22 protein-coding genes are annotated in these 25116 nt (G+C 59.1%); 7 read left to right on the top strand and 15 right to left on the bottom strand.

Going from position 1 to position 25116, the window contains the following annotated elements; genetic code table 11:
* Positions 1-8 precede the first annotated feature (8 nt).
* Together map and AAAT03_RS06755 are read left to right on the top strand one after the other, a co-directional pair.
* Entirely contained in the window at positions 9-896 is an 888-nt protein-coding gene (map, locus tag AAAT03_RS06760) for a type I methionyl aminopeptidase (RefSeq protein WP_128620379.1), read from the top strand.
* A gap of 130 nt (positions 897-1026) precedes the next feature.
* Positions 1027-1962, top strand: coding sequence for a D-2-hydroxyacid dehydrogenase (locus AAAT03_RS06755; protein ID WP_349102933.1), 936 nt, complete (start codon positions 1027-1029; stop codon positions 1960-1962).
* Positions 1963-2131: 169 nt separating this feature from the next.
* Here the strand turns inward: AAAT03_RS06755 and AAAT03_RS06750 are convergent, their stop codons facing one another.
* The 3 genes from AAAT03_RS06750 to AAAT03_RS06740 all read right to left on the bottom strand — a co-directional run bounded on the left by AAAT03_RS06750 (position 2132) and on the right by AAAT03_RS06740 (position 4605).
* Positions 2132-2632 (bottom strand): PIN domain-containing protein, encoded by a 501-nt coding sequence (locus tag AAAT03_RS06750; protein WP_349102932.1) that lies wholly within the window; start codon positions 2630-2632, stop codon positions 2132-2134.
* Positions 2625-3005 carry a translation repressor RelB gene (locus tag AAAT03_RS06745; RefSeq protein ID WP_117584152.1) on the bottom strand — a complete coding sequence of 127 codons (381 nt, stop codon included), beginning with the start codon at positions 3003-3005 and terminating at the stop codon, positions 2625-2627. Before AAAT03_RS06745 ends, AAAT03_RS06750 begins: the two co-directional genes overlap by 8 nt.
* Positions 3006-3219: 214 nt before the next feature.
* Positions 3220-4605: a M18 family aminopeptidase gene (locus tag AAAT03_RS06740; protein ID WP_172622456.1), complete on the bottom strand. Its 1386-nt coding sequence runs from the start codon at positions 4603-4605 to the stop codon at positions 3220-3222.
* A 161-nt stretch (positions 4606-4766) separates the two neighbouring features.
* Between AAAT03_RS06740 and AAAT03_RS06735 the strand changes: the two genes are divergently transcribed.
* From AAAT03_RS06735 to AAAT03_RS06725, 3 genes are all read left to right on the top strand, one after another.
* The gene (locus AAAT03_RS06735; protein ID WP_349102931.1) at positions 4767-5852 is read left to right on the top strand and encodes a carcinine hydrolase/isopenicillin-N N-acyltransferase family protein; all 1086 of its coding nucleotides are present in this window, start codon (positions 4767-4769) and stop codon (positions 5850-5852) included.
* Positions 5853-5992: 140 nt separating this feature from the next.
* Entirely contained in the window at positions 5993-7072 is a 1080-nt protein-coding gene (locus tag AAAT03_RS06730) for an ATP-dependent 6-phosphofructokinase (RefSeq protein WP_349102930.1), read from the top strand.
* Positions 7073-7464: 392 nt separating this feature from the next.
* Positions 7465-8403 carry a helix-turn-helix transcriptional regulator gene (locus AAAT03_RS06725; RefSeq protein ID WP_117563855.1) on the top strand — a complete coding sequence of 313 codons (939 nt, stop codon included), beginning with the start codon at positions 7465-7467 and terminating at the stop codon, positions 8401-8403.
* 514 nt (positions 8404-8917) lie between these two features.
* Here the strand turns inward: AAAT03_RS06725 and AAAT03_RS06720 are convergent.
* The 7 genes from AAAT03_RS06720 to AAAT03_RS06690 form a co-directional block, all read right to left on the bottom strand.
* Positions 8918-11683, bottom strand: coding sequence for an ABC transporter permease (locus tag AAAT03_RS06720; RefSeq protein ID WP_349102929.1), 2766 nt, complete (start codon positions 11681-11683; stop codon positions 8918-8920).
* 5 nt (positions 11684-11688) lie between these two features.
* Positions 11689-12390, bottom strand: a complete 702-nt coding sequence (locus AAAT03_RS06715) for an ABC transporter ATP-binding protein (RefSeq protein ID WP_117629924.1) — start codon at positions 12388-12390, stop codon at positions 11689-11691.
* Between the two features lie 412 nt (positions 12391-12802).
* Positions 12803-13477 (bottom strand): TIGR00266 family protein, encoded by a 675-nt coding sequence (locus AAAT03_RS06710; RefSeq protein WP_117629922.1) that lies wholly within the window; start codon positions 13475-13477, stop codon positions 12803-12805.
* 148 nt (positions 13478-13625) lie between these two features.
* Positions 13626-14126, bottom strand: a complete 501-nt coding sequence (locus tag AAAT03_RS06705) for an ATP-binding protein (protein WP_117778623.1) — start codon at positions 14124-14126, stop codon at positions 13626-13628.
* A gap of 196 nt (positions 14127-14322) precedes the next feature.
* Complete coding sequence (locus AAAT03_RS06700; protein WP_349102928.1) at positions 14323-14898, bottom strand: methylated-DNA--[protein]-cysteine S-methyltransferase; 576 nt, start codon at positions 14896-14898, stop codon at positions 14323-14325.
* A 454-nt stretch (positions 14899-15352) separates the two neighbouring features.
* The gene (locus tag AAAT03_RS06695; protein ID WP_349102927.1) at positions 15353-16378 is read right to left on the bottom strand and encodes an aspartate-semialdehyde dehydrogenase; all 1026 of its coding nucleotides are present in this window, start codon (positions 16376-16378) and stop codon (positions 15353-15355) included.
* Between the two features lie 173 nt (positions 16379-16551).
* Positions 16552-17940 (bottom strand): aspartate kinase, encoded by a 1389-nt coding sequence (locus tag AAAT03_RS06690; protein WP_349102926.1) that lies wholly within the window; start codon positions 17938-17940, stop codon positions 16552-16554.
* 104 nt (positions 17941-18044) lie between these two features.
* Here AAAT03_RS06690 and thrC point away from each other — a divergent pair, with 104 nt between their 5' ends.
* Both thrC and thrB read left to right on the top strand, forming a co-directional pair.
* Complete coding sequence (gene thrC, locus AAAT03_RS06685; RefSeq protein WP_349102925.1) at positions 18045-19562, top strand: threonine synthase; 1518 nt, start codon at positions 18045-18047, stop codon at positions 19560-19562.
* Positions 19563-19763: 201 nt separating this feature from the next.
* Complete coding sequence (gene thrB / locus AAAT03_RS06680; RefSeq protein ID WP_349102924.1) at positions 19764-20645, top strand: homoserine kinase; 882 nt, start codon at positions 19764-19766, stop codon at positions 20643-20645.
* A 282-nt stretch (positions 20646-20927) separates the two neighbouring features.
* Here the strand turns inward: thrB and AAAT03_RS06675 are convergent, their stop codons facing one another.
* The 5 genes from AAAT03_RS06675 to AAAT03_RS06655 all read right to left on the bottom strand — a co-directional run bounded on the left by AAAT03_RS06675 (position 20928) and on the right by AAAT03_RS06655 (position 24936).
* Positions 20928-21560 (bottom strand): helix-turn-helix transcriptional regulator, encoded by a 633-nt coding sequence (locus AAAT03_RS06675; RefSeq protein ID WP_196025699.1) that lies wholly within the window; start codon positions 21558-21560, stop codon positions 20928-20930.
* 31 nt (positions 21561-21591) lie between these two features.
* The gene (locus tag AAAT03_RS06670) at positions 21592-22275 is read right to left on the bottom strand and encodes a DUF3990 domain-containing protein (protein WP_117758363.1); all 684 of its coding nucleotides are present in this window, start codon (positions 22273-22275) and stop codon (positions 21592-21594) included.
* 94 nt (positions 22276-22369) lie between these two features.
* Complete coding sequence (yihA, locus tag AAAT03_RS06665; protein ID WP_006234871.1) at positions 22370-22960, bottom strand: ribosome biogenesis GTP-binding protein YihA/YsxC; 591 nt, start codon at positions 22958-22960, stop codon at positions 22370-22372.
* Positions 22961-22998: 38 nt separating this feature from the next.
* Positions 22999-23739, bottom strand: coding sequence for a 5'-methylthioadenosine/S-adenosylhomocysteine nucleosidase (mtnN, locus tag AAAT03_RS06660; RefSeq protein ID WP_138374603.1), 741 nt, complete (start codon positions 23737-23739; stop codon positions 22999-23001).
* A 78-nt stretch (positions 23740-23817) separates the two neighbouring features.
* Complete coding sequence (locus AAAT03_RS06655; protein WP_349102923.1) at positions 23818-24936, bottom strand: serine hydrolase; 1119 nt, start codon at positions 24934-24936, stop codon at positions 23818-23820.
* Between the last annotated feature and the right edge of the window lie 180 nt (positions 24937-25116).

Raw genomic sequence — 25116 nt, 5'->3', positions numbered from 1 at the left:
AGTTAGCCATGTATGACAAAGGACCCGTGCCCGGCCGCAACGACGCTTGCTGGTGCGGCAGCGGCAAGAAATACAAGAAATGCCATAGCGCCTTTGATGAGCGCCTCGAGCGCTTGTGGGAAGAAGGCTGGGAGGTTCTGCCCCGTACGCTCTACAAGACTCCCGCCGATATCGAGGGCATCAAGCGCTCGGCAGCCATCAACGTGGGCGTGCTCGATTATGTGGGCGAGCATATCGCCGCAGGCATGACCACCAACCAGATCGACCAGATGATCTACGACTACACCGTCGAGCACGGTGGCACGCCGGCCGACCTTAACTACGAGGGCTATCCCAAGAGCGTGTGCACCTCGATCAACGACGTCGTCTGCCACGGCATCCCCTGCGATGCGGATGTGCTGCACGAGGGCGACATCATCAACGTAGACTGCTCCACGATCTTGGACGGTTACTTTAGTGATTCGAGCCGCATGTTCTGCATCGGCGAGGTCTCGGCCGAGCGCCAGCGCCTGGTCGACGTCACCCGTGCCAGCGTGGAGGCGGGTCTGGCAGCCGTCAAGCCATGGCTACCGCTCTCCGTTATGGCCGAGGCTGTGCAAAAGACCGTCGAGGACGCCGGCTTTAGCGTGGTGCGTGAGTACGGCGGACACGGCATCGGTAAGGAGTTCCACGAGGACCCGTTTGTGGGCTTTACCACCGAGGCGCCCGACGTAGACACCATCATGGTGCCAGGCATGGTCTTTACCATCGAGCCCATGGTCAACGCCGGAGCGCCCGATATCAAGATTAGCAAGGGCGACGGCTGGTGCGTGCGCACCAAGGACGGCAGCGATTCGGCCCAGTGCGAGGTACAGCTCGTGGTGACCGAGGACGGCTACGAGCTGCTGAGCTGGTAGCCGTGGATGCGCCGGATGCTGACGGGCACGCCCGTCTTGCATCCGGCGTTTTTGTTTGAACGTTTGCCTGATAAAACCTGCCAAAATAAACCTGTCCCTTTTTTGGCAGGTTGAGCGGAGGGGACTGCCTGTGAACATCCTGGTTTTGCTGCCCGTCAACGACCGTCATCGCGCAATTCTTGAGTCGAGCGCTCCGGGCGAGGACTTTATCTACACGAGCGCCGACGCCGCCACGCGCAAGCAGGTCGCCGATGCCGACGTGATCCTGGGCAACATCGACCCTGACATGCTCACGGCATGCGAGCATCTCCAGCTGTTGCAATTGCAGACCGCCGGCTATGACGACTACCTTGCCGCCGGCACCGTGCCAGCCGACGCCAAACTGTCTTGCTCGGTGGGCGCCTACGGCCAGGCCGTGAGCGAGCACATGTTTGCCATGGTCCTTTCCATGATGAAGCGCCTGCCCGGCTATCACGACTTGCAGCGCGAGCATCGCTGGGAGGATTTGGGGCCGGTTACCTCGCTCAAAAATGCCAACGTGCTGGTGCTGGGCGCGGGCGATATCGGCGGCCACTTTGCCACGCTCTGCCGCAGCATGGGCGCACACGTCCGCGGCATCAAGCGCCATCCGCTCGTCTACCCCATTGTGTTTGAGGACATGGACGGCATGGATGCCCTGCCCGAGCGCCTGGCCGAGGCAGACGTCGTCGCATCCTTTATGCCCAGCACACCCGAGACCCGCGGCCTGGCGAACGCCGAGTTCTTCGCCGCGATGAAGCCGGGCTCCTTCTTTGCCAACGGCGGCCGCGGCGATCTTGTGGTTGCCGACGACCTGGTTGCCGCCCTGGAGTCGGGACATCTCGCCGGCGCCGCGGTCGACGTCACCGACCCCGAGCCGCTGCCTGAGACAAGCCCGCTGTGGGATGCGCCCAACATGCTCATCACGCCGCACGTCTCGGGCTGGTTCCACTTGGAGGCTACGCTCAACAATGTGGTCGACATCGCCGCGGAGAACCTACGCCACCTGCAGGCCGGCGAAACGCTTCGCTGCTGGATCGAGCACTAAGAATTACGCCGTTTTACAAACGGCGTAATGAGCCGACGCTGCGAGCCCGTCTGGGCGGCAATCTGCCTTTCAACTTCGTCGGCATGACCAGAAGGTCAATGCCGCCTTGTTTCAAGGCACCTTGCTCGCCCAGACGGGCTCTCGCTGACTTTTGTTCGGCCAGTGAGGTTTAGAGCTTTTTAAGCGTTGTTAGATAGTTTCTTGCGTTTTCGACGTTCATTGCTGCGACGGGCGCATGCGAACAGAGTTTGACATCGTTGGTGACCAGTAGATCTGCTTGAGCGCGTATCGCTGCCGCAATGATTAAATCGTCTTCGTAATCGCTATGGAGCTCACGCTGCCTGCTCGCCATCCATATATCGCTCAGGTCACAGGGCACTGGCGTGGCAAGCTGCGACAGCACGCTAAGACAATCCCATGCAAGCGATGTCGCTGCCGCAGCGGCATCTTGGGAAAGAGAACCATGCTCTCGCCGATACCATGCCTTATGTTCGCTTGAAATCAAATAGAACAGGTCTTTGGACGATGTCGCCGCATACAGCAAATCCACCTGCGCCGTGCATGCATCACGTAAAAACTCAATCGCCACCGCACGACCACGTCGTGAGGGAATGAAGTAATCGAGCCACACGTTGGTGTCAACCAAGATGCGCTTTGGAGTCTCACTCATAGAGCCAGCTCATCTCCTCGCCATAGCGATCCGCATAGGCATTCCGTTTGAGCTCTTCGTCGTCCGATGGCTGAGCCTTGACCATATCGATTCCCGACTCACAGCAAGCGGCAGCGAACAGCTTCGACCCCTGATCCATAAGCTCGAGCTTACGTTTGGCGGCCTTTTCGCGCTCGCGCTGTTCCGCCCGGGCACGACTGGGCAGCAGGATATCCTCGAGCGCACCGGGGCGATCGGCCAGCGACGCTGCAAGCTGCCAGAGCGCTCGCACCGCTTGGCTCGGCGTCATACCGGCCTTGGAGAGAGCGGCGTCCCCACTCCTTTTAAGATCGGCATCGAGACGTACGTTGATCTGAGCGGCTGTTGTGGTCATGACCCCTCCTTAATACTTCAAAACTATCATAAAACTCTATGGTAGATACGTAAAGCATGTATAGCATTTACAAGCATCAGCCGTACTCTGTACACAAAAAGCCGCCGAGGCACACTGCACCTCGGCGGCTACGCATCACCAATCCAGTTCGGTTTCACCTTTTGCATTCGCCCAGATAAAACCTGCCGAAATTAACATCCCTTTTTGGCAGGTTTTAGAGCTCTACACTTTCGGCGCCGTTGATGGTTAGGTTTCGCTCGTAGAAGGCGGTGAGGGCGCGGATGGCGTACATTACGTCGCGCACGCCGCCGGTCTCGTAGCTCGAGTGCATGGCAAGCTGCGGCAGGCCCACGTCCACGGCATGCATGCTCGCCTGCATGTTCGACAGGTTGCCCAGGGTAGAACCGCCGGCCATGTCGCTCTTGTTGGCGAAAGCCTGCGTGGGCACGTCGGCGTCATCGCAGATAGCCTGGAACACCGCGCGGCTAAAGGCATCGGTGCAATAGTGCTGGTTGGCTGCCTCCTTGATGACGATGCCGCCGTTAAGCACCACCTGGTTGCGAGCGTCACACTTTTCGGCATGATTGGGATGCACGGCATGCGCATTATCGCAGCTCACGAGCATCGAGGCGGCAAGCGCACGATGGTAGGACTCGTCATCAAAGCCCAGCGATCCGTTGATGCGTCGCAGCGCATCGGCCAAGAACGTCGACATGGCGCCCTGCTTGGTCTCGGAGCCAACCTCCTCGTTATCAAAGCAGCAGAAGACCGAAACGTCGTGCGCGTTCTCGGCACCCAAAAATGCCTGCAGCGAGGTGTAGGCGCAGGCCAGGTCGTCGAGCTTGGGCGTCGAGATAAACTCGTCGGCCCAGCCCCAGATGCGTGCATCCTGACGATTGACCAGGAACAGATCGCGGCCCAGGATCTGCTCGGGCTCAACGTCCAATTCGTCAGCGATCAGGGCATCGAAGTCACCCTGCTTAAGGTCGCCAGCGCTGATGAGCGGGCACAGGTCGACGGCTCGGTTGGGAGCAAAGCCCTCGTTAACGCCGCGGTTCATGTGGATAGCAAGACTCGGGATAATAGCGACTTCGCGCTCGGTGGCAAGCAGGCGGCTCTCAATACGGTCGCCTTCGCGTACCAACACGCGGCCCGCGAGCGCCAACGGACGATCGAACCAGGTGTAGTCGATCATGCCGCCGTAGGCCTCGGTGTTCAGGCGCAACGTCTCGCCTGCGCCGTCAAGCTCGGGCACGGCCTTGACCTTAAACGTCGGCGAATCGCTGTGCGACGCCGTGAGCTGAAAATGATAGTCACCGGCAACGCCGTCCTCGCCCCACGTCGCAGCCAAGTCCTCGCCCACCTTAAAGGCGATAACGCTCGAAGTATTGCGCTGCGTGTAGTAACGACCGCCCGGTTCGATATCCCATGCCGCGTTCTCGGGCAGATAGGTAAAGCCTGCCTCGTCGAGCTCGGCCATAATGGTCGCCGCCGTATGGAACATGCTGGGGCATGCCTCGATAAAGTCGATAAGGTCGTTGGCGGCCTCGATATCGTCGGCCGTCACGTGCGCGCGCTCGGGCGTTTCCTGATCCGTCATGCTCTCCCCTTTCGCTGGGTTGATGGTCCCTTCCAGCATACCCCGCCGCGCCAGCGCCGCACTCTTCATTCCGTGCTTAATTCCGCGCCGCTCACCAAGTTGAGTCATCATGCCCGCACTCCTTTTGCGACAATTACGCTAACAGGACGAGAGGAGTCGTCATGAAGCCACGTAACATTGCCATCGCCTACGGTGTCGCGGGAGCCGCCGTCGGCCTTGCCGCTGCCACCGGTATCGTTTATCACAAGCAAATCAAGTCCGCCGCGTCGCTCAAACGCTTGACCGACTATGCGGATGGCTATGACCTGTACGCAATCGACATCGCCTACGACTACGATCTTGATCGCATCATCGCTGCTGGCGTGCGCGACGACCAGGCCTACATCGATGCCGTGGTGGCGCAGGTGCTGCCCGGTGTGCCGACACATGTCCAGGCACCCCAGTTTGCCTGCAGCGCTTTTGTCGCCGTAGATGCCGAAGGCCGCGTGCGCACCGGTCGCAATTACGACTTTAAGGACGACACCTCGGCGCTGCTGGTGCGCAATCACCCGCGTGACGGCTATGCCTCCATCGGCTTTGCGGCCCTCAATAACCTGGGCGATAACACTCCGCTTGACTCCATCGCCGGACGCGCCGCGGCGTTGATGGGCCCGTTTGCCCAGCTCGACGGTGTTAACGAATGCGGCGTGTCCATTGCCGTACTCACTCTGGATTCCAAGCCCTGTGACCAGGACACGCAGCGCCCCGTCATCAATACCTCGCTCGCCATCCGCTTGGTGCTCGACCGCGCGGCTACCACACAGGAGGCCGTCGACCTGCTTTCTGCCTATGACATGCACGCCATGGCCGGACGCGACTACCACTTCTTTATCAACGACGCCGCCGGTGACGCGCGCGTAGTAGAGTGGGATCCGCACGATCCGGACCGCGCTTTCAAAGCGACTCCCGTACGCCAGGTTACGAACTTCTACACCTGCTATGGCGACGAGGTGCTCCCCAACCAAAAGAATGGCGAGCTGGGCCATGGTAAAGAGCGCGCCGTCGCAATCGCCGATGTCCTTGACGCCCATGTCGGTGCCCAAGACGAGGCAGTCGCTTGGAAGGCCCTACGCGCTGCAGCGCAAGAGCCCAATCCGGAAGACATCACCAGCAACACGCAGTGGTCGGTCGTCTTTGACAACACCGAGCCCGCTGCCGCCATCACGCTGCGCCGCCACTGGGGCGACATCGATGCCTTCGCACTGTAAGGAGCCAGGCCCGTCGACCTTACGCTCGCCTGGCGTTGTTTACATTTCTATACGCTTGAGCTAACACGTTTTACCCCCGTATCAACAGTGTGCGGGGGTAAACTTATGCGCATGTTATAACTTGCCCGGAAGGATTCATCATGCTCAGGATCGGTCTTCTTACCAGTGGCGGCGACTGCCAGGCGCTCAACGCCACCATGCGCGGCATTGTCAAAACGCTTATGACCAATAGCAAAGAGCCTATCGAGATCTACGGTTTTGAGGACGGCTACCAGGGCCTTATCTACAGCAGGTTCCGCGTCATGTCGCCCGCCGATTTTAGCGGCATCCTCACCCGCGGCGGCACCATCCTGGGCACGAGCCGTACGCCGTTCAAGCGCCTGGATGTTCCCGAGGCCGATGGCGTCGAGAAGGTGCCCGCGATGGTCCACACCTATCACAAGCTGCAGCTCGACTGCCTGTTTATGCTGGGCGGCAACGGCTCCACCAAGACCGCCAACCGCCTGCGCGAAGAGGGCCTCAACGTTATCGCCCTGCCCAAGACCATCGATAACGACACCTGGGGCACCGAGTTGACGTTTGGCTTTACGAGCGCCATCGACGTCGCCACCAAGTGCATCGACGACATCCACACCACTGCCTCGAGCCACGGGCGCGTGTTCGTCATCGAAATCATGGGACACAAGGTCGGATGGATTCCGCTGTACGCCGGCGTCGCGGGCGGCGCGGACGTCATCCTGATCCCCGAGATCCCCTACGACATGGATAACGTCATCAAGACCATCGAGCATCGCATGGAGACCGGCAGCCGCTTTACCATCGTAGCCGTCGCCGAGGGCGCTATCTCCAAGGAGGACGCGGCGCTGTCCAAGAAGGAGTACAAGAAGAAGCTCGCCGAGCGCACGAGCCCGTCGATCGTCTACGACATCGCCAAGGAGATCGAGGCCAAGACCGGTCGCGAGACCCGCGTCGCCATCCCCGGTCACACGCAGCGCGGCGGCCAGCCCGACGCTCAGGACCGCATCTTTGCGACCCAGTGCGGTGTCGAGGCGGCGCTCGGCTGCCTACGCGGCGAGTTTGGCTACATGATTGCCCTGCGTGACGGCAAGATGTGCCACATGCCGCTCGAGGAGGTCGCCGGCAAGCTCAAGTATGTCGACCCCCAGAGCGACCTGGTGCGCGAGGCCAAGGCGTTGGGCATCAGCTTCGGCGACGAATAGCCTCGGCCGAAACTGCTCTCATCGGAGGCCCCAGGGCTTACCTCCCAAATCGTCCTCGGACATGTCAGGATCCCGCCGTGCGCTTCGCGCGGCGGGATCCTTCCGTCCTGCGGAAAGATTTGGGAGGTAAGCCCTGGGGCCTCCTGCGGTAACTAGGGAGGCCGAGGCTATTCGTCTTCTTGCTGCAAGTGCGTGGGCTGAGATTTTGGGATGTTGCAAGCTCTTAGCTGAGAGTAGCACTGACATTTGTCCTGAAATGGCTGGTCGTTAGGGATTGCTACCGGTAGTTGCGGTAGGGTTGGGGCAGATTCTAACTAGAAATGGTGGTCGCTACCGGTTGTTCTCGGCATACTCGGCTCATTCGATTCGACCATCAAACGAAAGGAACCACCATGGATCTTGCGATGGCACAGCGCCTCGTCGATCGCCGCAAGGCTGCCGGGCTTTCTCAGGAGGCGCTTGCCGCCCAGCTGGGTGTGAGTCGTCAGGCTGTCAGTAAATGGGAGCGCAGCGAATCCTCGCCCGATACCGATAACCTTATTGCGCTCGCCGCGCTGTATGGCGTGTCGCTGGATGAGCTGCTATATGGGGAGGCGGTGGCTAGCGCTGATGACTCACAGGCTGATGATGAGGCACAGAACAGCAACGCCGGCACCAAAGCTTCAGATAAGGCTGAAGAGGCTGAGGCTTCTACTGAGCACGCTGATTGCAGCGATAAGCCACTTGTCGATATTTCCCTCGCGCGCGGTATCCACGTCATTGATCCCAATAAAGGCGAGGAAGTCCATGTTGGTTGGAGCGGCATCCATGTGACCAACGAGCGCAAGGGCGAAGAGGTGCATGTGGGGCCGGACGGCGTGCATATCGATACGCTTGAGGACGATGGACATAGCGTACGCACCAATGACGACGGCACCGTCACCATCGACGGCGAGACGTTTTCCAGCTGGAAGGAAGCACACGACAAGCTCGACCATCATGGCAAGCATTTCCACACCAAGGTCGGACGTGCATGGAACAAATTCCCCTTCCCCGCACTTGTTACTCTCGCCTATCTGGTGCTCGGCATTGTCTACGGCACATGGGGCATGGGGCTTTTCCTCGTCTTTCTGGTTCCCGTCTACTACGCGATTGGTGACTTCATCGATCGGCGCCACCTGTCTAAGCTGATCGAGGCCATCTACCCGGCAGCCGCCATCGCTTGGTTCCTCTACATGTGGCTCTGTTTGGGACAGCCCCATCCTGCATGGATCATCCTCATCACGATTCCCGTCATAAAGGCGCTCATGCGCTGGTGTCGCAAACAATGGAAGCACCGCAAACAGGCCTAACACGCTCCGACCCACCAGCACCCAACCACCCCCGCCCTTCTCCTAAGTTGCGGTGAGATAGGGACTGTTTTGAAGCTCCAAAGCGCCAAACAGTCCGTATATCACCGCAACTTACAAACAACTGGGTCAGTTCCGGCACGGAGATTAGCATTGAGCTGACCACGCGCCAAGAAAAGGGCCTATTTACTACGTTTAACTCGAGAGGGCCGACCATACCCGCCTTTTCCGAAAACTGGCAAGCCCTCTACCTGCGGTTTTAATTTCATAATCTTTGTCATGGTCGAGGGTGTGGTAGCAAACGTAGTAGATAGGCCCATTTTGTGGCATACGACCCATACAAGCCCAATCTCGAAGGCTAAAGAGAGCCTCTCATCCACGCCTGCGAGCGAAAACCAAATAGAATGAAAGGCAAATGGAAAGCCCGTTTGACGGGGCAAACGCCGGGCCACATAATGGTTGTCCGGCGTTTGCCCAGATAAAACCTGCCAAAATAAACCTGTCCCTTTTTGGCAGGCTACTCGGCGCTCTTGAGGGCGCCGACCATGTCGATCTTATTGAGGGTGCGATTGGTAGCGAGGTTGACGATGATCGTAAAGCCGAAGGAAAGCACCACGGCAAGCACGTAGCTCAGCGGCTCGACTTCGACGTCAAAGTACAATGACGGCATCTGCAAGATGTACGTAAAGCTCTCGGCCAGCGCACCACCCAGCGGTACGCCCAGCGCGGCACCAATCGCCGTGAGGATCAACGTCTCCTTGTTGACGTAGTGGTGCACCTCGCCACGGCGGAAGCCCAGCACCTTAATGGTCGCCAGCTCGCGCTCGCGCTCGGAGATATTCGTGTTGGACAGCGTAAACACCACCACAAACGACAGGCACGCCGCCATAAAGGTCACGAGCACCACGACCGAATTGATAATCGTAAAGTTCGCCTCATAGTTTTCCCAATGCTCGGCCGTACTCGAAATCGTAAGCCAACCGTCACTCTTAAGATTCTTGCTAAACGCAATCTGGTCGGCCGACGAACCCTTAAGCAGCACAAAGACGCCGTTAAGGCGTGCACTTCGACCGAACGCGCGCTCATAGGTGCCCTGCGTCATGTAAAGCGTGTTGCCCAGATAGTTGAGCGAGATGTCGCTGACTTTGACCTTGGCAACATTGAGCGACGAATCCTGGACGTGTGCCGTATCGCCCGGCTTGATCCCCAGCACCAGCTGAGAGCTCTTGCTCAAATACACATCCCCGTCACGCAGGGCGAGCGGTTCTTTGGACTCGTCCTCTAGGCGCACGTAGTCATCCAGGTCGTTCGTGCGGTCATCGGGCACCACGATCAGCTGCACGGTCTCGCTCTTTCCGCCGAATGTAAAGGTAACGTTGTCGGTCATAATCGGCAGCGTCGAAGTCACGGTCACGTCGGAATCCTTGGCTGCACTGCGCTCATCCAACGCCGCGCACGTCTGCGAAAAATCATCGGGATTGGCGACCGCCAGCAAATCGTAGCGTGCGATGTGCCCGTACTGCTTGGGCGACAGCGCGACCGACGTATCACGGATGCCCATACCGCAAATCACAAGCGCCGTGCAGCCCGCAATGCCAAAGATGGTCATAAAGGCGCGCTTTTTGTAGCGGAACAGGTTGCGTGCAGCGACCTTGTTCAAAAAGCCCATGCGGTGCCAGATAAAGCCAATGCGCTCGAGCAGAATGCGCGAGCCGGCGCGCGGGGCCTTGGGGCGCATGAGCGAGGCTGGGGTCTCAGCCATCTCGTGGCGGCAGGCGATAATCGTGGCGCCCACCACGCCCACGGCAAACAGCGCTACCGACACGAGTGATGACACGATGTCGTACGAAAGCAACATCTGGGGCAGCGAGTACATGTCGTCGAACACCGTAAACAAGAACAGCGGCAGACCCACAAATCCGATGATATTGCCGAGCACGCCACCGATCAGACACGCCCACAGCGAGTAGTCCACATATTTGGACAGGATACGCCCGCGCGAATAGCCGAGCGCCTTGTACAGGCCAATGAGCGTGCGCTCCTCCTCGACCATGCGCGTGGCGGTGGTGAGGCTGATGAGCACGGCGACGATAAAGAAGATGAACGGGAACACCGTGGCAATGGCCTCAATTGACGAGCTATCGCTCTCCACGCTCGAGTAGCTTGCGATGTTATCGCGGTCCTGGATGTACCAGGTGCATTCGCCCAGGTCAGAGAGCTCGGCGCGGGCATCGGCAAACTGCTGGTCGGCGGCGGCACGGCGCTGGTCCAGGTCGGCTTGCGCCTGCGCACGCTCGTCGCTGCCCTCGGCCATGCGATTGATGTTGTCCTGCTCGATCCCAAAGACCATATTCGCCTGACGCTCAGCTGCGTCCAAGCTCGCCGGTGTGTCGACCGTCAGCTCCTGGGCGCGCGCCTTCTCACGCTCCTCGCGGATCTTCTCGATATTGCCCTTGACCTCATTGATCTTTGCCGAGTAGGCATCCGAATAGGAGTTGAGGCTCTTGGCTCCCTCGACGACCACGTGGACAGCGGAGTAGGAAGAAGATGTCGCGGCATCCTCGCTCACGTAGAACTTGTAGTCCGCAGTCGAAGCAGCGCGAAAGGCGTTGACTGTCGAGTCGGAGCTCACGTCGGTAGGATCGAGAACCTCGGCCGTGATGGTGTAGTCCCCATCGGCAAACTGGTCCTTGGCGCTTTGGTTCGACGAGCTCGCATCGTTGGCGGCAAAGCTCACCGTATCGCCGATTTTCTTGCCCGAAGCCTTCAAAAAACGTGAGGTCACTGCCACTTCGCCCGAAGTCTCGGGCAGCTCGCCGCGCACTAGCACCGGTTGGTCAATATTCTCTTTGGAGAGGCTCTGTACGACGACACGCTCGCGCGTCGTACCCACGGCGGTATAGGCGGTCTCGGTATAGATGCCCTCGGCCGTCTCGACGCCATCGACCTCTTGGATCGCGGCAATATCGTCATCGGTCAGACCATAGGTCGACTGCACGTTGATGTCATAGACATTCTGCTGGTCAAAATAGGCGTCGACCGAATCACACAGGTCCTCGCAGCCCGCCTTAAGGCCGCACATCACGCTCACGCCAAGCGCGGTGATCACAACGATAGACAAGAAGCGTTTGAGGCTGCCGCGAATCGTGCGGTAGATGCCACGGCGAAAAACCGTCGGCACCATATCGTTTGAGCTTTGGGCGGTACGGTAGGTCGTAAAATCCTGCTCGCGCTCCGTGTTCTGCGCGTCGCGGCGTTGACTGTTTTGGCGGTCCTGATTCATGGGCGCTACCACTCGATCGTCTCGATAGGCACAGGATTTTGCTGGATCGTCTCGCTCTCCACGCGGCCGCTCTTAAAGCGGATCAGGCGATCGGCCATGGGCGCCAGCGCAGAGTTGTGGGTGATGATGATGACCGTAATGCCTTGCTTGCGGCAAGTGTCCTGTAGCAGCTGCAAGATCTGCTTGCCGGTTTTGTAGTCGAGTGCACCCGTAGGCTCGTCGCACAAAAGCAGCTTGGGGTTCTTAGCCAGCGCGCGGGCGATGGATACGCGCTGCTGCTCGCCGCCCGAAAGCTGCGCCGGAAAGTTAGCGAGGCGGTCGCCCAGGCCAACCTGGCGAAGCGTTTGCTCGGCATCGAGCGAATCGGGGCAGATCTGCGCCGCGAGTTCGACGTTCTCAAGCGCCGTCAGGTTAGGGACCAGATTGTAGAACTGAAAGACAAAGCCAACATCGGCGCGACGGTATTCCACAAGCTGAGCCTCGTTGGCAGAGCTCACGTCACGCCCGTCCACCGTCACGGTGCCAGAAGTTGCCGTGTCCATGCCGCCCAGAATGTTGAGGGCCGTGGTCTTGCCGGCACCCGAAGCACCCAAAATGATGGCGAGCTCGCCGCGCTCGACCGTAAAGCTCGCGCCGTCGAGCGCGTGGATGCGGGCATCGCCCTCGCCGTATGCCTTGATGACGTCTTTGAATTCGATATAGGCCATCGATTAATTCCCATCTGGTCGGATAACTCTTTAGTATTACCCATTTCCCACCTACCAAAAAGGGACAGGTTTATTTTGGCAGGTTTTATAAGGGGAAACGTACCTCTTTGGGGGCAGCGCGGGACGCGCAGGGGCGGCCGTGCAGATCGGCACAGCCGTCTCACGTGGAATCGACCGACGCCTGCCTTTCCGTGACACCGGCAACTCGTTTTTGCTTGTTGGCATGGCCGCCATTATGCCTTGGGACTGAGCACTCAAATTCTCACTCCTCATTGCCACGCTTGCCGCAAGTTATCAGGGTGACGAGATGACGACGCTCGCTGTAGCAGCGCAGCCACACTCTATAAGCGAGGCGTTTGCCAGCAAAAAAGCGCGCGACAGGGTAAGCCCGCCGCGCGCTATCCTATGCGGACTAGTTATTGTTGTTGGTCATCGAGGCCACTGCTGCCGCAAGATTGGAAATGGGCATCGTCTGCAACCAGATGCGACCGGGACCGGTGAGCACGGTGTTGAACACGCCCTCGCCACCAAACATGATGTTTTTGACGCCCTTGACCATTTGAGCGTCGATGCTCACGGTCTCCTCAAAGCCGGCCACGTTGCCGGTATCCACAATCATCTGCTGGCCAGCAGCGAGCTCGTACTCAACCAGGTCGCCGTCGATCTCGGCAAAAGCAACACCCGAGCCCGTGAGCTTCTGCATGATAAAGCCCTCGCCGCCAAAGACGCCGGCCTTTGCCTTCTTGTTAAAGTGAATGCTCAACTCGACGCCACTTTCCGCGGCAAGGAACGAACGCTTCTGCAAAATCCAGCTCTTGCCCGGACCGATCTCGATTGGCACGATGCGGCCGGGGAAGCAGGAGCCAAACGCGATCATGCCATCGCCACGCGCGGTCCAAATGTTTTGGAACAATGCCTCACCCGAAAAAGCCTTGGAGAACATCTTGCCGATGCCACCGCCCGAGGTAGACATTTCCATGTTGGGGGTCATCCAAGCCATGGCGCCGCTTTCGGTGATCATGGATTCGCCATCGCTAAGGTTGCACGTAACAACCGGGAAAGCCCCTCCGCCGATCTCGTACTGCATGACCGTCTCCTTTCCACTCAGGAGCCGAATAACGATGCCTATATTTTAGCAGGTAGAGATGCATATGTTCACACCGCCCATGCCCTCTCCTGCGGACGTTTCCCCAGATAAAACCTGCCAAAATAAACCTGTTCCTTTTTGGCAGGTTTTAAAGGCAAACGGTGAAGGTGATCTGGTTGCCGTGACCGGATACGGTGGCGGCGCCTCCATGGGCCTCGGCGATGGCACGCACCACGGACAGGCCCACGCCCGAGCCACCCGTCTTGGAGCTGCGCGACGCATCCGCACGATAGAAGCGATCGAACAATCGGTCCAGGTCGCCCTCGGGCAGCTCGTCCACGGCGTTCGATACGACAAGCTCGGCGGCGCCCTTGCCTTTGCCGTGCGAAACGGCGCACAGGCTCAGCTCAATCACGCTGCCCTCGCTCGCATAGCGCGTGGCGTTGTCCAGTAGCAACTCAACCACCTGCGCCACCGCCGCGGCATCGGCATGGGTCCGCACGCCGGTCGCAATCGACGTCGACAGGCGTTTACCGCCTGAGACCGCCACCGACTTAAACGGCGCCGCCACCTTGTTCACCGCCTCCGAAAGATCGATCGACGCCATGGTAAAGCCCGCCGAGCCCTCGTCCATGCGTGCCAAGAACACCAAGCGCTCCGTGAGCGCCGATAATAGCGCACCCGCACTCGCCTTAGTGCTGCCTTAGCAGGTCGATGAGCATATTTAAAAAAGCAAGGTTATAGCTTAGTCGGACCTAAGGAACGGGCGGCTTCACATCTCGCCCTGCAAACAACGCCCGTACAGCGAGCGCGCTTGCCGCATGGGCGTTGCGGCCGCCTGCAGCTTATAGATAGGCACCCTCAAGCCGAAGCAGCCACTCCTTGCGATCAAGCCCGCCGGCATATCCGTTGAGCGACCCGTCAGCGACAACCACGCGATGGCACGGCACGATAATCGAAATGGGATTACGCGCAACCGCAGCCCCCACGGCACGCGGGGACACAACGGGAGCCTCATTTCCCGGCACACGATGTCGAGCCGCAACACGCTGAGCGATCTCGCCATACGTAGCAACCTCGCCACGCGGGATAGAAAGCAGCTCAAACCAAACCTCGCGCTGGAACGCCGTGCCGATCATATGCAACGGCGGCGTAAACCGAGGCTCCTGCCCCGCAAAATAAGCATTCAGCCAAGCCCAAGAACGCTCAAGCACCGAAGAAGCCGCGCCATTTGCCGGACTCACCGGCAACATGCCACCGGTACCGGAAACCGCGTCGGCGCCTTCAACATGTTCGGAGTCTTCCCGGAGAAGCGTGGAACCAAAGTGCTCCTGCCCCTCAAACCAAAGCCCCGTCAGACCGCGGCCATCAGCGGCAAGCAAGATTTCGCCCAAAGGCGAAGCAAATGTTGTCGTGACCACCAGCGGCTCCTTTCAAAACTCCGCAACATAATACCGCGAATTGTGCAGACAACCTCAATCGACCCCAAAGTCACCCAAGGCAGCAGGCGCGGCAGCGCCGCAGCTGCCGCACGACCCCAAAGTCCCCGCAGGCAGCAGGCGCGACAGCGCCGCAGCTGCCGGCCGCGCTCCGCAGTCCCCAAAGGCGGCAGGCGCAAAGCGCCGAGGCCGCCGCCGGGACCAGGGCCCGCAACAACCACGCGCCCCCACATCAGCCCAGCGGCCCCAACCAACAACGGCCCCATCGCAAGCCACTCGCAACAACGTCACCGCAGGCGGGGCCGGGCTTAGTTTTCAGAACACTCCGCAGACCAGTGTGGCGCCTTGTCCGCAGCTCCGAAGGAGCAGGACAAGGCGCCACACATGGTCGAGGACGTTCTGAAAACTAAGCCCGGCCCCCGCCGGACAGGTCAACCTACTCGCAGAGCAGCTTGGCGATCTGGACGGCGTTGGTTGCCGCGCCCTTACGGATTTGGTCGCCGCAGCACCAGAAGGTGATACCGCGCACGGCCTCGGGGTTCGAGATGTCGCGACGCACGCGGCCGACCCAAATCAGGTCCTGGTCGGACGTATCCATCGGCATGGGGAAGCGGTCGTGCGCATCCTCGGCGCTCATGTCGTCAACCAGCTTCACGCCCGGAGCGGCAGCCAGCGCAGCACGAGCCTCCTCAACCGTGATGTCACGCTCGAACTCGAGCGTAATGCTCTCGGAGTGCGAGCGCAGCACGGGCACGCGCACGCAGGTGCAGTTCACGCGCAGCTCGGGCAGATGCATGATCTTGCGGCCCTCGTTCTGCAGCTTCATCTCCTCGGAGGTAAAGCCCTCCTCCTTGACACCGCCAATCTGCGGAATCAGGTTGCTCGCGAGCTGGGCGGCAAAGGCGCGCGGCTCGGGAATCTCCTCGCCGCGGCCCAGGGCGGCCAGCTGAGCCTCGAGCTCAGCCATACCGGGAGCGCCAGCGCCCGAAGCCGCCTGGTACGTCGAGACGATCATGCGCTTCACGCCGGCGAGCTGATGCAGCGGCCACGTAGGAACTAGGCCGATGATGGTCGCGCAGTTGGGGTTGGCGATAAGGCCGTGATGCCACTTGATGTCGTCGGCATTGATCTCGGGCACGACCAGCGGCACCTCGGGATCCATGCGGAAGGCATGGCTGTTGTCGACCACGACGGCGCCGCGCTTTACGGCCTCGGGCAGCAATTCCTTGGCGATATCGTCGCCGGCAGCGCCAAGCACAATGTCACAGCCCTCAAAGGCCTCGGGGCAAGCCTCTTCGATCACGATTTGCTCGCCGCGGAACTCGACGGTCTTGCCCGCGGAGCGTGCGCTTGCCAACAGCTTGAGCTTGCCGACCGGGAACTCCTGCTCGTTGAGGCACTCGAGCATCTGGGTGCCCACGGCTCCCGTCGCGCCCAAAATAGCAACCGTGTACTGTTTCATGCTTCCCCCTTTAAAGGTTGTGGCTTTTGCCCGCACGCCGAGCAGGCCGATTATTGTTGCCAGTTTATACAAGAACAGGGCGGGCATGAAACCCGCCCCGTCGAAACGAAACCGAAACGAAACGCCCCGCCGTAGATTTTTGAGACATGACCCAAAAATCTACCGAGCAGTCGCTACTTTTTGAGCGCGGCCAGGGTGGGATCGGCCGGCGCGGGAGCCTCCAGATCGGAGACCTTCACAATGCCGTTCTCATCGGAGAAGGCACGGTAAATGGTCCGAATCGCAAGGTCGAAGTCCTTCTCCTCGACACCGATAATGATATTGATCTCGTCACAGCTCTGCGAAATCATACGCACGCTCACGCCGGCCTGGCCAAGCATGCCAAACAGGTGACCCGAGATACCTGCGCGCCCGCGCAGGTTACGGCCGACGGTCGCGATAAGCGCCAGGCCCTCGACAACCTCGATCTCGAGCGGCTCGACCTCCTGCTGAATGTCGCCCACGAGCGAGTACAGCGAGTCGTGCACATCCTGCTCCTGCACCACGGCGCCAAAGCGGTCGACACCGGTGGGCATGTGCTCGACGGAGACGTCATAGCGTTCGAACACCGAAAGCGCACGGCGCATAAAGCCAACACGGGGCTTGGTGCGGTCGCGGGCGACGTTGATGGCGACAAAGCCGCGCTTGCCGGTCACGCCGGTAATGATGGGCTCCGCCTCGCCCTCATCAGCCGTCTCGCTAATGATGGTGCCGGGGTCCTGCGGCGCATTGGTGTTCTTGATGACCAGCGGAATACCCGCCTCACGCACAGGGAACACGGCCTCCTCGTGCAGAACGCTCGCACCCATGTACGAAAGCTCGCGCAGCTCCTCGTAGGTAACGCGCGCAATGGGCTGAGCCTCGGGAACAATGCGAGGATCGGCAGAATAGAAGCCCGAAACGTCGGTCCAGTTCTCGTACAGGTCGGCGCCCAGGCACTTGGCCAGGATTGAGCCGGAAATATCGCCGCCACCACGGTCGAGCAGCTTGATCTGGCCCTCACGCGTCGCGCCGTAGAAACCGGGCATAACAAAGCCGCCCTGCTGGCCGTACTCCTGCACCAGCTCGGCGGTGCGGTTCATGCTGAGCGTACCGTCATGATGGAACGCCACGACCGTCGCGGCGTCCAGGAACGGCAGACCCAGGTACTCGGCCATCAGGCGAGCGGTGAAGTACTCGCCGCGGCTCACGAGCTCCTCGGTGGAGTAGCCGCCCGAGCGGGCGCGCTCGGCAAAGGCCGCGAACTCCTCACGGATGGGATAGGTGAGCTCCAGCTCGTCAGCGATATCAAAATAGCGCTGGCCAATGTCCTCGAGCAGTTCCTCGCACGACACGTGATACTTAACGTGCGCGTTGACCAAGTAGAGCAGGTCGGTCACCTTGGTATCGCCCTTAAAGCGGCGTCCACAGGCAGAAACCACCACAAAACGGCGAGCCGGGTCGGCATCGACGATGGCCTTGATCTTCTTAAAGTGTTCGGCGTCGGCGACCGACGAGCCGCCAAACTTGGCAATCTTAATCATGGGCTGGAGGTTACCTTTCTAAAAAGCCTCTGCGAACCTATTTTGCGCGCTCTGATACCATGGTTTCACCGATTGGGACCAAGGCATCCGAGGAGCAGTGTTATATGGGAACTTATCATAGTACACGAGGACGCACTTTATCGTGCTCAAGTAAGGTGGCAATCCGCACCGGCATCGCTCCCGACGGGGGTTTGTTTGTCTCGGACGAGCTTGGCACCCAGCAGGTCGATATCAGCTCGCTTGCAGATAAATCGTACTTTGAAATCGCTCAAGATGTGTTGGGAATGTTACTGAATGATTACACGGCCGAAGAAATTTCGGCGTGTGTCGACGAGGCATACCGCGGCACGTTCGCGAGTGAAGAGGTTACGCCGCTCGTCAAACTCGACGCAGCGCCGGGTGCTGACGCCCCTCAGACCTATGTGATGGAGCTCTTTGGCGGCCCCACAAGCGCCTTCAAGGACGTCGCCCTACAGATGCTCCCCCGCCTCATGGCCCGCACTTCCGCCAAGGACGGCGGCGCCGAGCGCATCATGATCGTCACCGCCACGTCAGGCGACACCGGCAAGGCCGCGCTCGCCGGTTTTGCCAACGCTCCGGGCACGGGTATTACCGTCTTTTATCCCGAAGGCAAAGTCAGCCGCGTCCAGAACCTGCAGATGTCCACGCAAGAGGGCGACAACGTCGCCGTCTGCGGCATCCGCGGCAACTTCGATGATGCCCAGAGCGCCGTCAAGCGCATCTTTGCCGATAAGGAGCTTGCCGAGCGTCTTGAGTCCGCCGGCACGGTGCTTTCAAGCGCCAACTCGATCAACGTCGGTCGCCTGGTGCCGCAGGTCGTCTACTACTTTGCCGCCTATGCGCAGCTGCTGCGCGCCGGCGCCATCGAGGCCGGCGACGCCGTGGAGTTCTGCGTACCGACCGGCAACTTTGGCGATATCCTGGCCGGCTACTATGCCAAGTGCATGGGTCTGCCCGTCGCCAAGCTCATCGTCGCGAGCGACAAGAACAACGTGCTCGCTGACTTCCTGACCACCGGCGTCTACGACCGCAACCGTCCGTTCTTCACGACCATCTCGCCGTCGATGGACATTCTCATCAGCTCTAACCTGGAGCGCATGCTGTACTTCCTGTCCGATGGCGACTGCGAGCTCGTTGCCGGCCTTATGGAGCAGTTGGCACAGACTGGTCGCTACGAGGTTCCCGCCGACCTGCTGGCAAAAATTCAGAGCGTCTTTGGCTGCGGTTGGGCCAGCGAAGACGAGGTTCGCGCTGCCATCAAGAGCTGCTGGGACGCGAACGGCTACGTGATCGACCCGCACACCGCCTGCGGCTATCACGTCTTTGAGCAGGTCGCCCCCGCCGAGGACGCCAAGGCCCGCGTGCTGCTTTCGACCGCCAGCCCTTACAAGTTCCCGCGCGCCTGCTGCGACGCCCTGGGCCTCGACGTTCCCGAGGATGATTTTGAAGCCATGCGCGTGCTCGAGCAGGCCACCAATACGATCGCACCGGCACAGCTCGCCGAACTCGAGTCCAAGCCCGTCCGCTTCGAAGACGTCTGCGACGTCGACGAGATGGCAAGCTACGTCGAGTCTGCAGCAAAAAAGATGGCTACCAACTAAACCCCATATAAGGCGCCGGCGAAAGCCGGCGCACCTTCTTTTTATTTAGCTTTCGGGATGATGACGAGCATGCGAGCGGGTCTGGCCGTTTAGTTCGTCGCGAGTTCTGCACGAGCCGGAAAGCACTTAATGTGCTTTCCGAGCGAGCCAGGACTGCCCGAGCAGCGAACTAAACGGTCAGACCCGCCCAGGAGGACCCACATGATCAAAATCACCGTCCCAGCAACCAGCGCCAACCTAGGCATCGGCTACGACACCCTCGGCATGGCCGTCAGCCTCTACTCGCACTTCACCCTCGAGCGCGCCGACAAACTCACCATCACGGGCTGCCCCGAGGAATTCCAAAACGAGAACAACCTGGTCTACGTGAGCTTTGTCGATGCACTGGCTGCATGGGGCGAGCCGGCTTTTCCCGTTGCCATCGACATTCAAACCGATGTGCCCGTCGCTCGCGGCCTGGGTTCCAGCTCCACCTGCGTCGTCGCTGGCATCATGGCGGCCGCCGCGCTGACGGGCCACACCGTCGACCGTGCCGAGCTCGTCCGCATTGCCACCGAAGTCGAGGGCCATCCTGATAACGTCGCCCCCGCCATCCTGGGCGGCGCCGTCTGCTCCTTTACGCCGACCGATTCGCTCCCCCAGTGCCTGCGCTACGAGGTGAGCGATCGCCTGCGTTTTATTACCGTGATCCCGCCCTACGAGGTACACACGAGCGAGGCGCGCAAGGTCGTGCCGCAGGAGATTCCGCTCTCCACCGCCGTGTGGCAGATGGGCCGCATCGCCGGCATGACGCGCGGCCTGGAGACCGGCGACCTTGACCTGATTGCCGCCGCCAACGACGACCGCATCCAAGAGCCCTATCGCCGCCGCCTCATCCCCGACTACAACGCTGTGCGCGACACCTGCCTTAACGGCGGCGCTAAGACCATCTGGATTAGCGGCTCGGGCTCGACCCTCATGGCTGTGACCGACGACACCATCGTGGCAAAGTTCCTGCAGGTCAAGCTGCGCGAGCAGTTCCCCAAGTGCGATACGCATATCCTCACGTGCGACACGGAAGGCGCCCAGATCGAATACCTGTAGTCGCCGTCCCGTATACTCGCCGGGGAGGCCAGGGGCTTTGCCCCCAAATCGTCCTCGGACATGGCAGGACCCCCGCTGCGCACTTCGTGCGGCGGGGGTCCTGCCGTCCTGCGGAAAGATTTGGGGGCAAAGCCCCTGGCCTCCCCTACGTTCACTTCGCTGGCGGCGGCTACAGGGACCTACACTCTGTAAAAGCGCCGGGCTGATAGTTGCTTTTTATTGGTAGGGGCTCTTGCTAGGTAGGGACACTTACTAGTGACAGGCTTCGCCTGTGCGCTTGGTTTACGCTGCGCTGGTTTCTTTGTATTCGAAGACTGGTTCTAGGAGGTCTTCGATGTTGCAGTGGAGGGCTTTTGCTATGGCTCTTACGCTTGTTACCGAAGCTTCATTGATGTTTCTCTGGCGCTGCTCGTACATTTGGATTGAGCGGAGTGACACATCCGATTCGTATGCCAGATCTTGTTGGGTTTTCTTGAGCCTCTTTCTTGCTAACGCAAGCTTGGTTTGCCTGGACGCTTTTTTCGCCATATCGCAGACGAGGCGAGCCACGCGTTCCTCCGAGGCTTCGTGCCAGGGGTAGTACAGACTGCGTAGCACATCGAATGGAACGACATGCAGCAAATCTTCGAAAGACTCTCCTAGGCGCCACTGAAGGTATGCCAATATCCAGCCTGTCCAATATTCCGGTGTCTTTTCGAATCGGTAGGTTCGATTTGGCATCGGCCTTGATTGATAGCCCGACCTTTCGGCGATAAGCGCGAACAGCTCAACGCCCGATTTTCCCGACACTACCCATGCGTTGCCGCATTCGAACTCGCGAGCTACGCCGCTCAAGCAAAAGAGTTCAGCAACTTCCGATCCTTCTGCTCCATAATCGTTAACGGCATAGTCAAAGCAGTCGCCGAGATTGTTCATTGCGTCCTCGAGGTAGTAGACGGGGTATGTCCTACTCGGCCCACGATCCGTTAACTCTTGGATCATTCAAATCAACCCTCCCTGCCATCAAATCCCTAATGTCGACACCATCAGAGTCAAATCCGTTTACCGTATCCAGGTACTTTCGTCGAGCGTTCTGTTCTCGCTCAAATCGTTTGGGATAAAACTCAGCTCCCGAAGCCTGCTTCCAATCGCGGAACTTAATCGCCGAGAACGCACGCTCACTCATAAGCGCATATTGAATGCCCAAATCCCCCAAAAACATAATGCGCTGCAATTGCCTGAGCGAGATCATGCCGTTGACAAACTGTCTTGCAAACGAGAAATAGGAATCGTCTGCACGATAGCCTCGAATAACGTCATAGGGAGAAATATCAATCAGGCAGTTATCCAGCAGATAACGAAGCCCCTCGCGTGCTACTGGCGTTGAAACATTGAACTCTCTGTTATTCGCCAGAATTGCAAGCCAGTTGAGAATCGAGAACTCACCTGATTCCAAATCCAAAATCGCAAGGCCATCTAAATCAAGCTCATATCGATTGGCAATGCCATCAGACTCGGTCCGACATGCCCACTCCATTGCCATTTCCTCATGCGGTGTGCAATAAAACCCGCGCCCATAGTCATTGAATTGCCTGCATTTATCCAACGATGGATGCTCGACAACAACCTCCGACCCGTGCCAAAGCTCCATATCGACCTCCTAAAAAATATCACCTCAGCGATAGTTTACCAATAACTATCACTGAGGTGATATAGATAGGAGCTTTTGAAGGGCTGCAGCCTGACTAGAGGCAGGCCTCGGCGATGCGCTTTTTTAGTTCGTCGATGCCGGTGCCGGTTTGGGAGCTTGTGATGATTACGTTTTCGGCCGGGACGTTGAGCTGCTTTTTGATGGCTGCTGCTTGGCGGGCCTGCTGGGTGCGGCTGAGTTTGTCGGCCTTGGTGAGGCAGACGATAAAGTTGAACTCGTTGCCCTGCAGGTAGTCGATCATGTCATGGTCGAGTTTACTGGGGTCGTGACGAATGTCCACCAGTGAGACGACCAAGTTAAAGCTGCGCTCGGAGTCGAAAAAGTCGCCGATAAGCTCGGCCCAGCGGTCGCGCTCGGCCTTGGAGCGACGGGCGAAACCGTAACCCGGCAGGTCCACGAAATGCACGTCATCGGCCTCAAAGAAGTTGATGTTGCTCGTCTTGCCCGGCGTACTCGAAACCTTCACCAGGTTCTTGCGGCCAAAGAGCTTGTTCATGATGGACGACTTGCCCACGTTGGAGCGGCCGACAAAGCTCACCTCGGGGCAGGTGGACTCGGGGATCTGCGAAACCTTGCCGTAGCTGGCGACGAACTTGGCAAGCTGATAGTTAATGGAATCGGCCATGGACACTCCTTGGTCGTAGGTTCTTACAAATAGACGCGCTATTGCGCAGCGGCAATGCGGCGGACGATATCGAGCGTGATGTCACTTGCGACACGCGCGTACTCGAACAGATCGAACTCGCGCTCGCAAATTGCATCGTACGCCTCGTCACAATTATCGCTGATAGCGCGCAACACCAGGCAATCGACACCATTTTTGGTTGCGACATGGGCAATTGCCGCGCCCTCCATGCCGACACAATCGGCATGCGTCGCCTCGATAGCGTCGTTGCGCATGGTGGCGCCCGTCACAAAGCGGTTACCTGTGGCAATCGTGCCGACCAGGAACTGCTTGGTGCCCTCATTCGAAGCGACTGCATTTGTCGAAGCGTCAACAAACCCACGCTCAGCAAGCACTTCGGCGGCAATATCGACCAGCGCGGGCGTCGAGCCAAACTCCTCGAGCCCCGGTGCGGACTCGGCGATAAGCGCGGTATCGGTATCCAGATAGCGTAGGCGTTTGCCAATGACCACGTCGTCGATATGGAGCTTGGGGTTCAAACCGCCCGCAATGCCCGAAAACACAACAGCCTGCGGAGCATACTTGCTAATGAGGTGCTGTGTTGCAGCGGCGGCGTTCACCGTGCCCATGCCCGCCGTTGTGGCGACAACTGTCAGGCCGTCGAGCTCACCGCTCACAACGGTCAAGCCTGCCTCCCGTGCCTCGCAAACGTCGCTCAGCTCTTCCTTAATCTGCATGATCTCTTTTTCGAGCGCACCGATAATCGCAATGGTAGCCATGCCATTCCCCAAACCTATTCGAAATTCTCAACCACGGTATGGTACCAGCATTTTGTTTGACCTCGTCAAACGAACACGCTAAGCCAGTGCAGCTCGCGTATCAAACAGAGCCTTTGCAATCGCGGCCGTAACCTCACTCGAGCGGTCGCTCCACGGCATCGATGTCATGATACCCATGACATAGGTACAGCCATCGATGTCGATAAGGCCCGCATCGCATGTCGAGTAGTAACCATCCTCGCTAATCCAGCCTGCCTTGTTGCGCACCAAAACCTGCTCGTCCGCAATGCCATCGCGAATAAACGAGCGCGATGTTGATGCCAGAAGGCCCGACAACCACTGTGAAGTCTCGGTATCCATGCTCAGATACTCGCTCATCTCACGCCATAACCTCGCAGAAGTGCGCGGGCAGTAGGTCGGAAAATCACTCATCGGATTCAGTGCCGTTTCGTCATCAACACCCAGATTGGCAATCCAATCCTCATAGCCATCATGGTCAAACGCCGCGCGTAACGCGATAAACGAATCGTTGTCCGAGTTGACGACCGCGGCCTCGATAAGGTCACGCACTGTCTGCCAGCCCATGCTGTAACCACCATACGTGGCTAAAGGCCAATCGAGCGACACCTGCCCCGATTCGACCAACATCTCGCAAATATAGAGTGCATACAGCGCCTTATAACTGCTCGCTCCATACACCTCAACATCGGCGTTATACGTCACGCCCCTACCACTCGATAGGTCGTAGAACACTACACCCACGTCGCCCAGCTCCTGCGCCCGACACAGGGCATCCTGGAGCGAGGCAAGGCTCTCATCCTCCAAGGCAGGAGTCTTGTTATCCACCAACGAGAAGGTCCGAACGGTATCACCCGAAGGGATATCGTTGAAGTCCGCCTTCGAAAGTCTCGTCTTGAGATCTGCCGTCGACAGAGCTTGATCTGCCGACGCTTTGGACTTTGAAACCTTCTCGTTTTGCAGCTGTACCGTTGACGCATCTGGGCGCCCCGTTCGCTCCGAGGCGTAGGTTTTAACGGTAATTCCGAGGATAATAACCGCCGACGTTAGCATCCCAATAGCGGCAATCTTCCTCACGCGGATGCGAGCGCCGGCAAGGCCACGCGAAGACGTGCCCTTCGTCTTATATCTGCTGCCATGCTGCGGCACATACTCGTCCCGCGATGCGATGTTTCGCACGTGGTCTCCTGACTGCCACCGTTTATATACGAGCAGCATGATACCGAGCAGGCATTTCTTTCCAAAGATATTCAGCGGCGTTTAAGGTGTCTTTAAAGAAACCACAAGCGTATTTATCCAAATGGCACGATTCTGTTGCGCATCTCACCGCAACCCAGAGAGCAGTCTTTTAAGGACGGG

The organism is Collinsella sp. CLA-AA-H167 (genome assembly GCF_040095305.1).
Taxonomy (GTDB): Bacteria; Actinomycetota; Coriobacteriia; order Coriobacteriales; family Coriobacteriaceae; genus Collinsella.
This window is presented reverse-complemented; position numbering and strand designations above follow the sequence as displayed.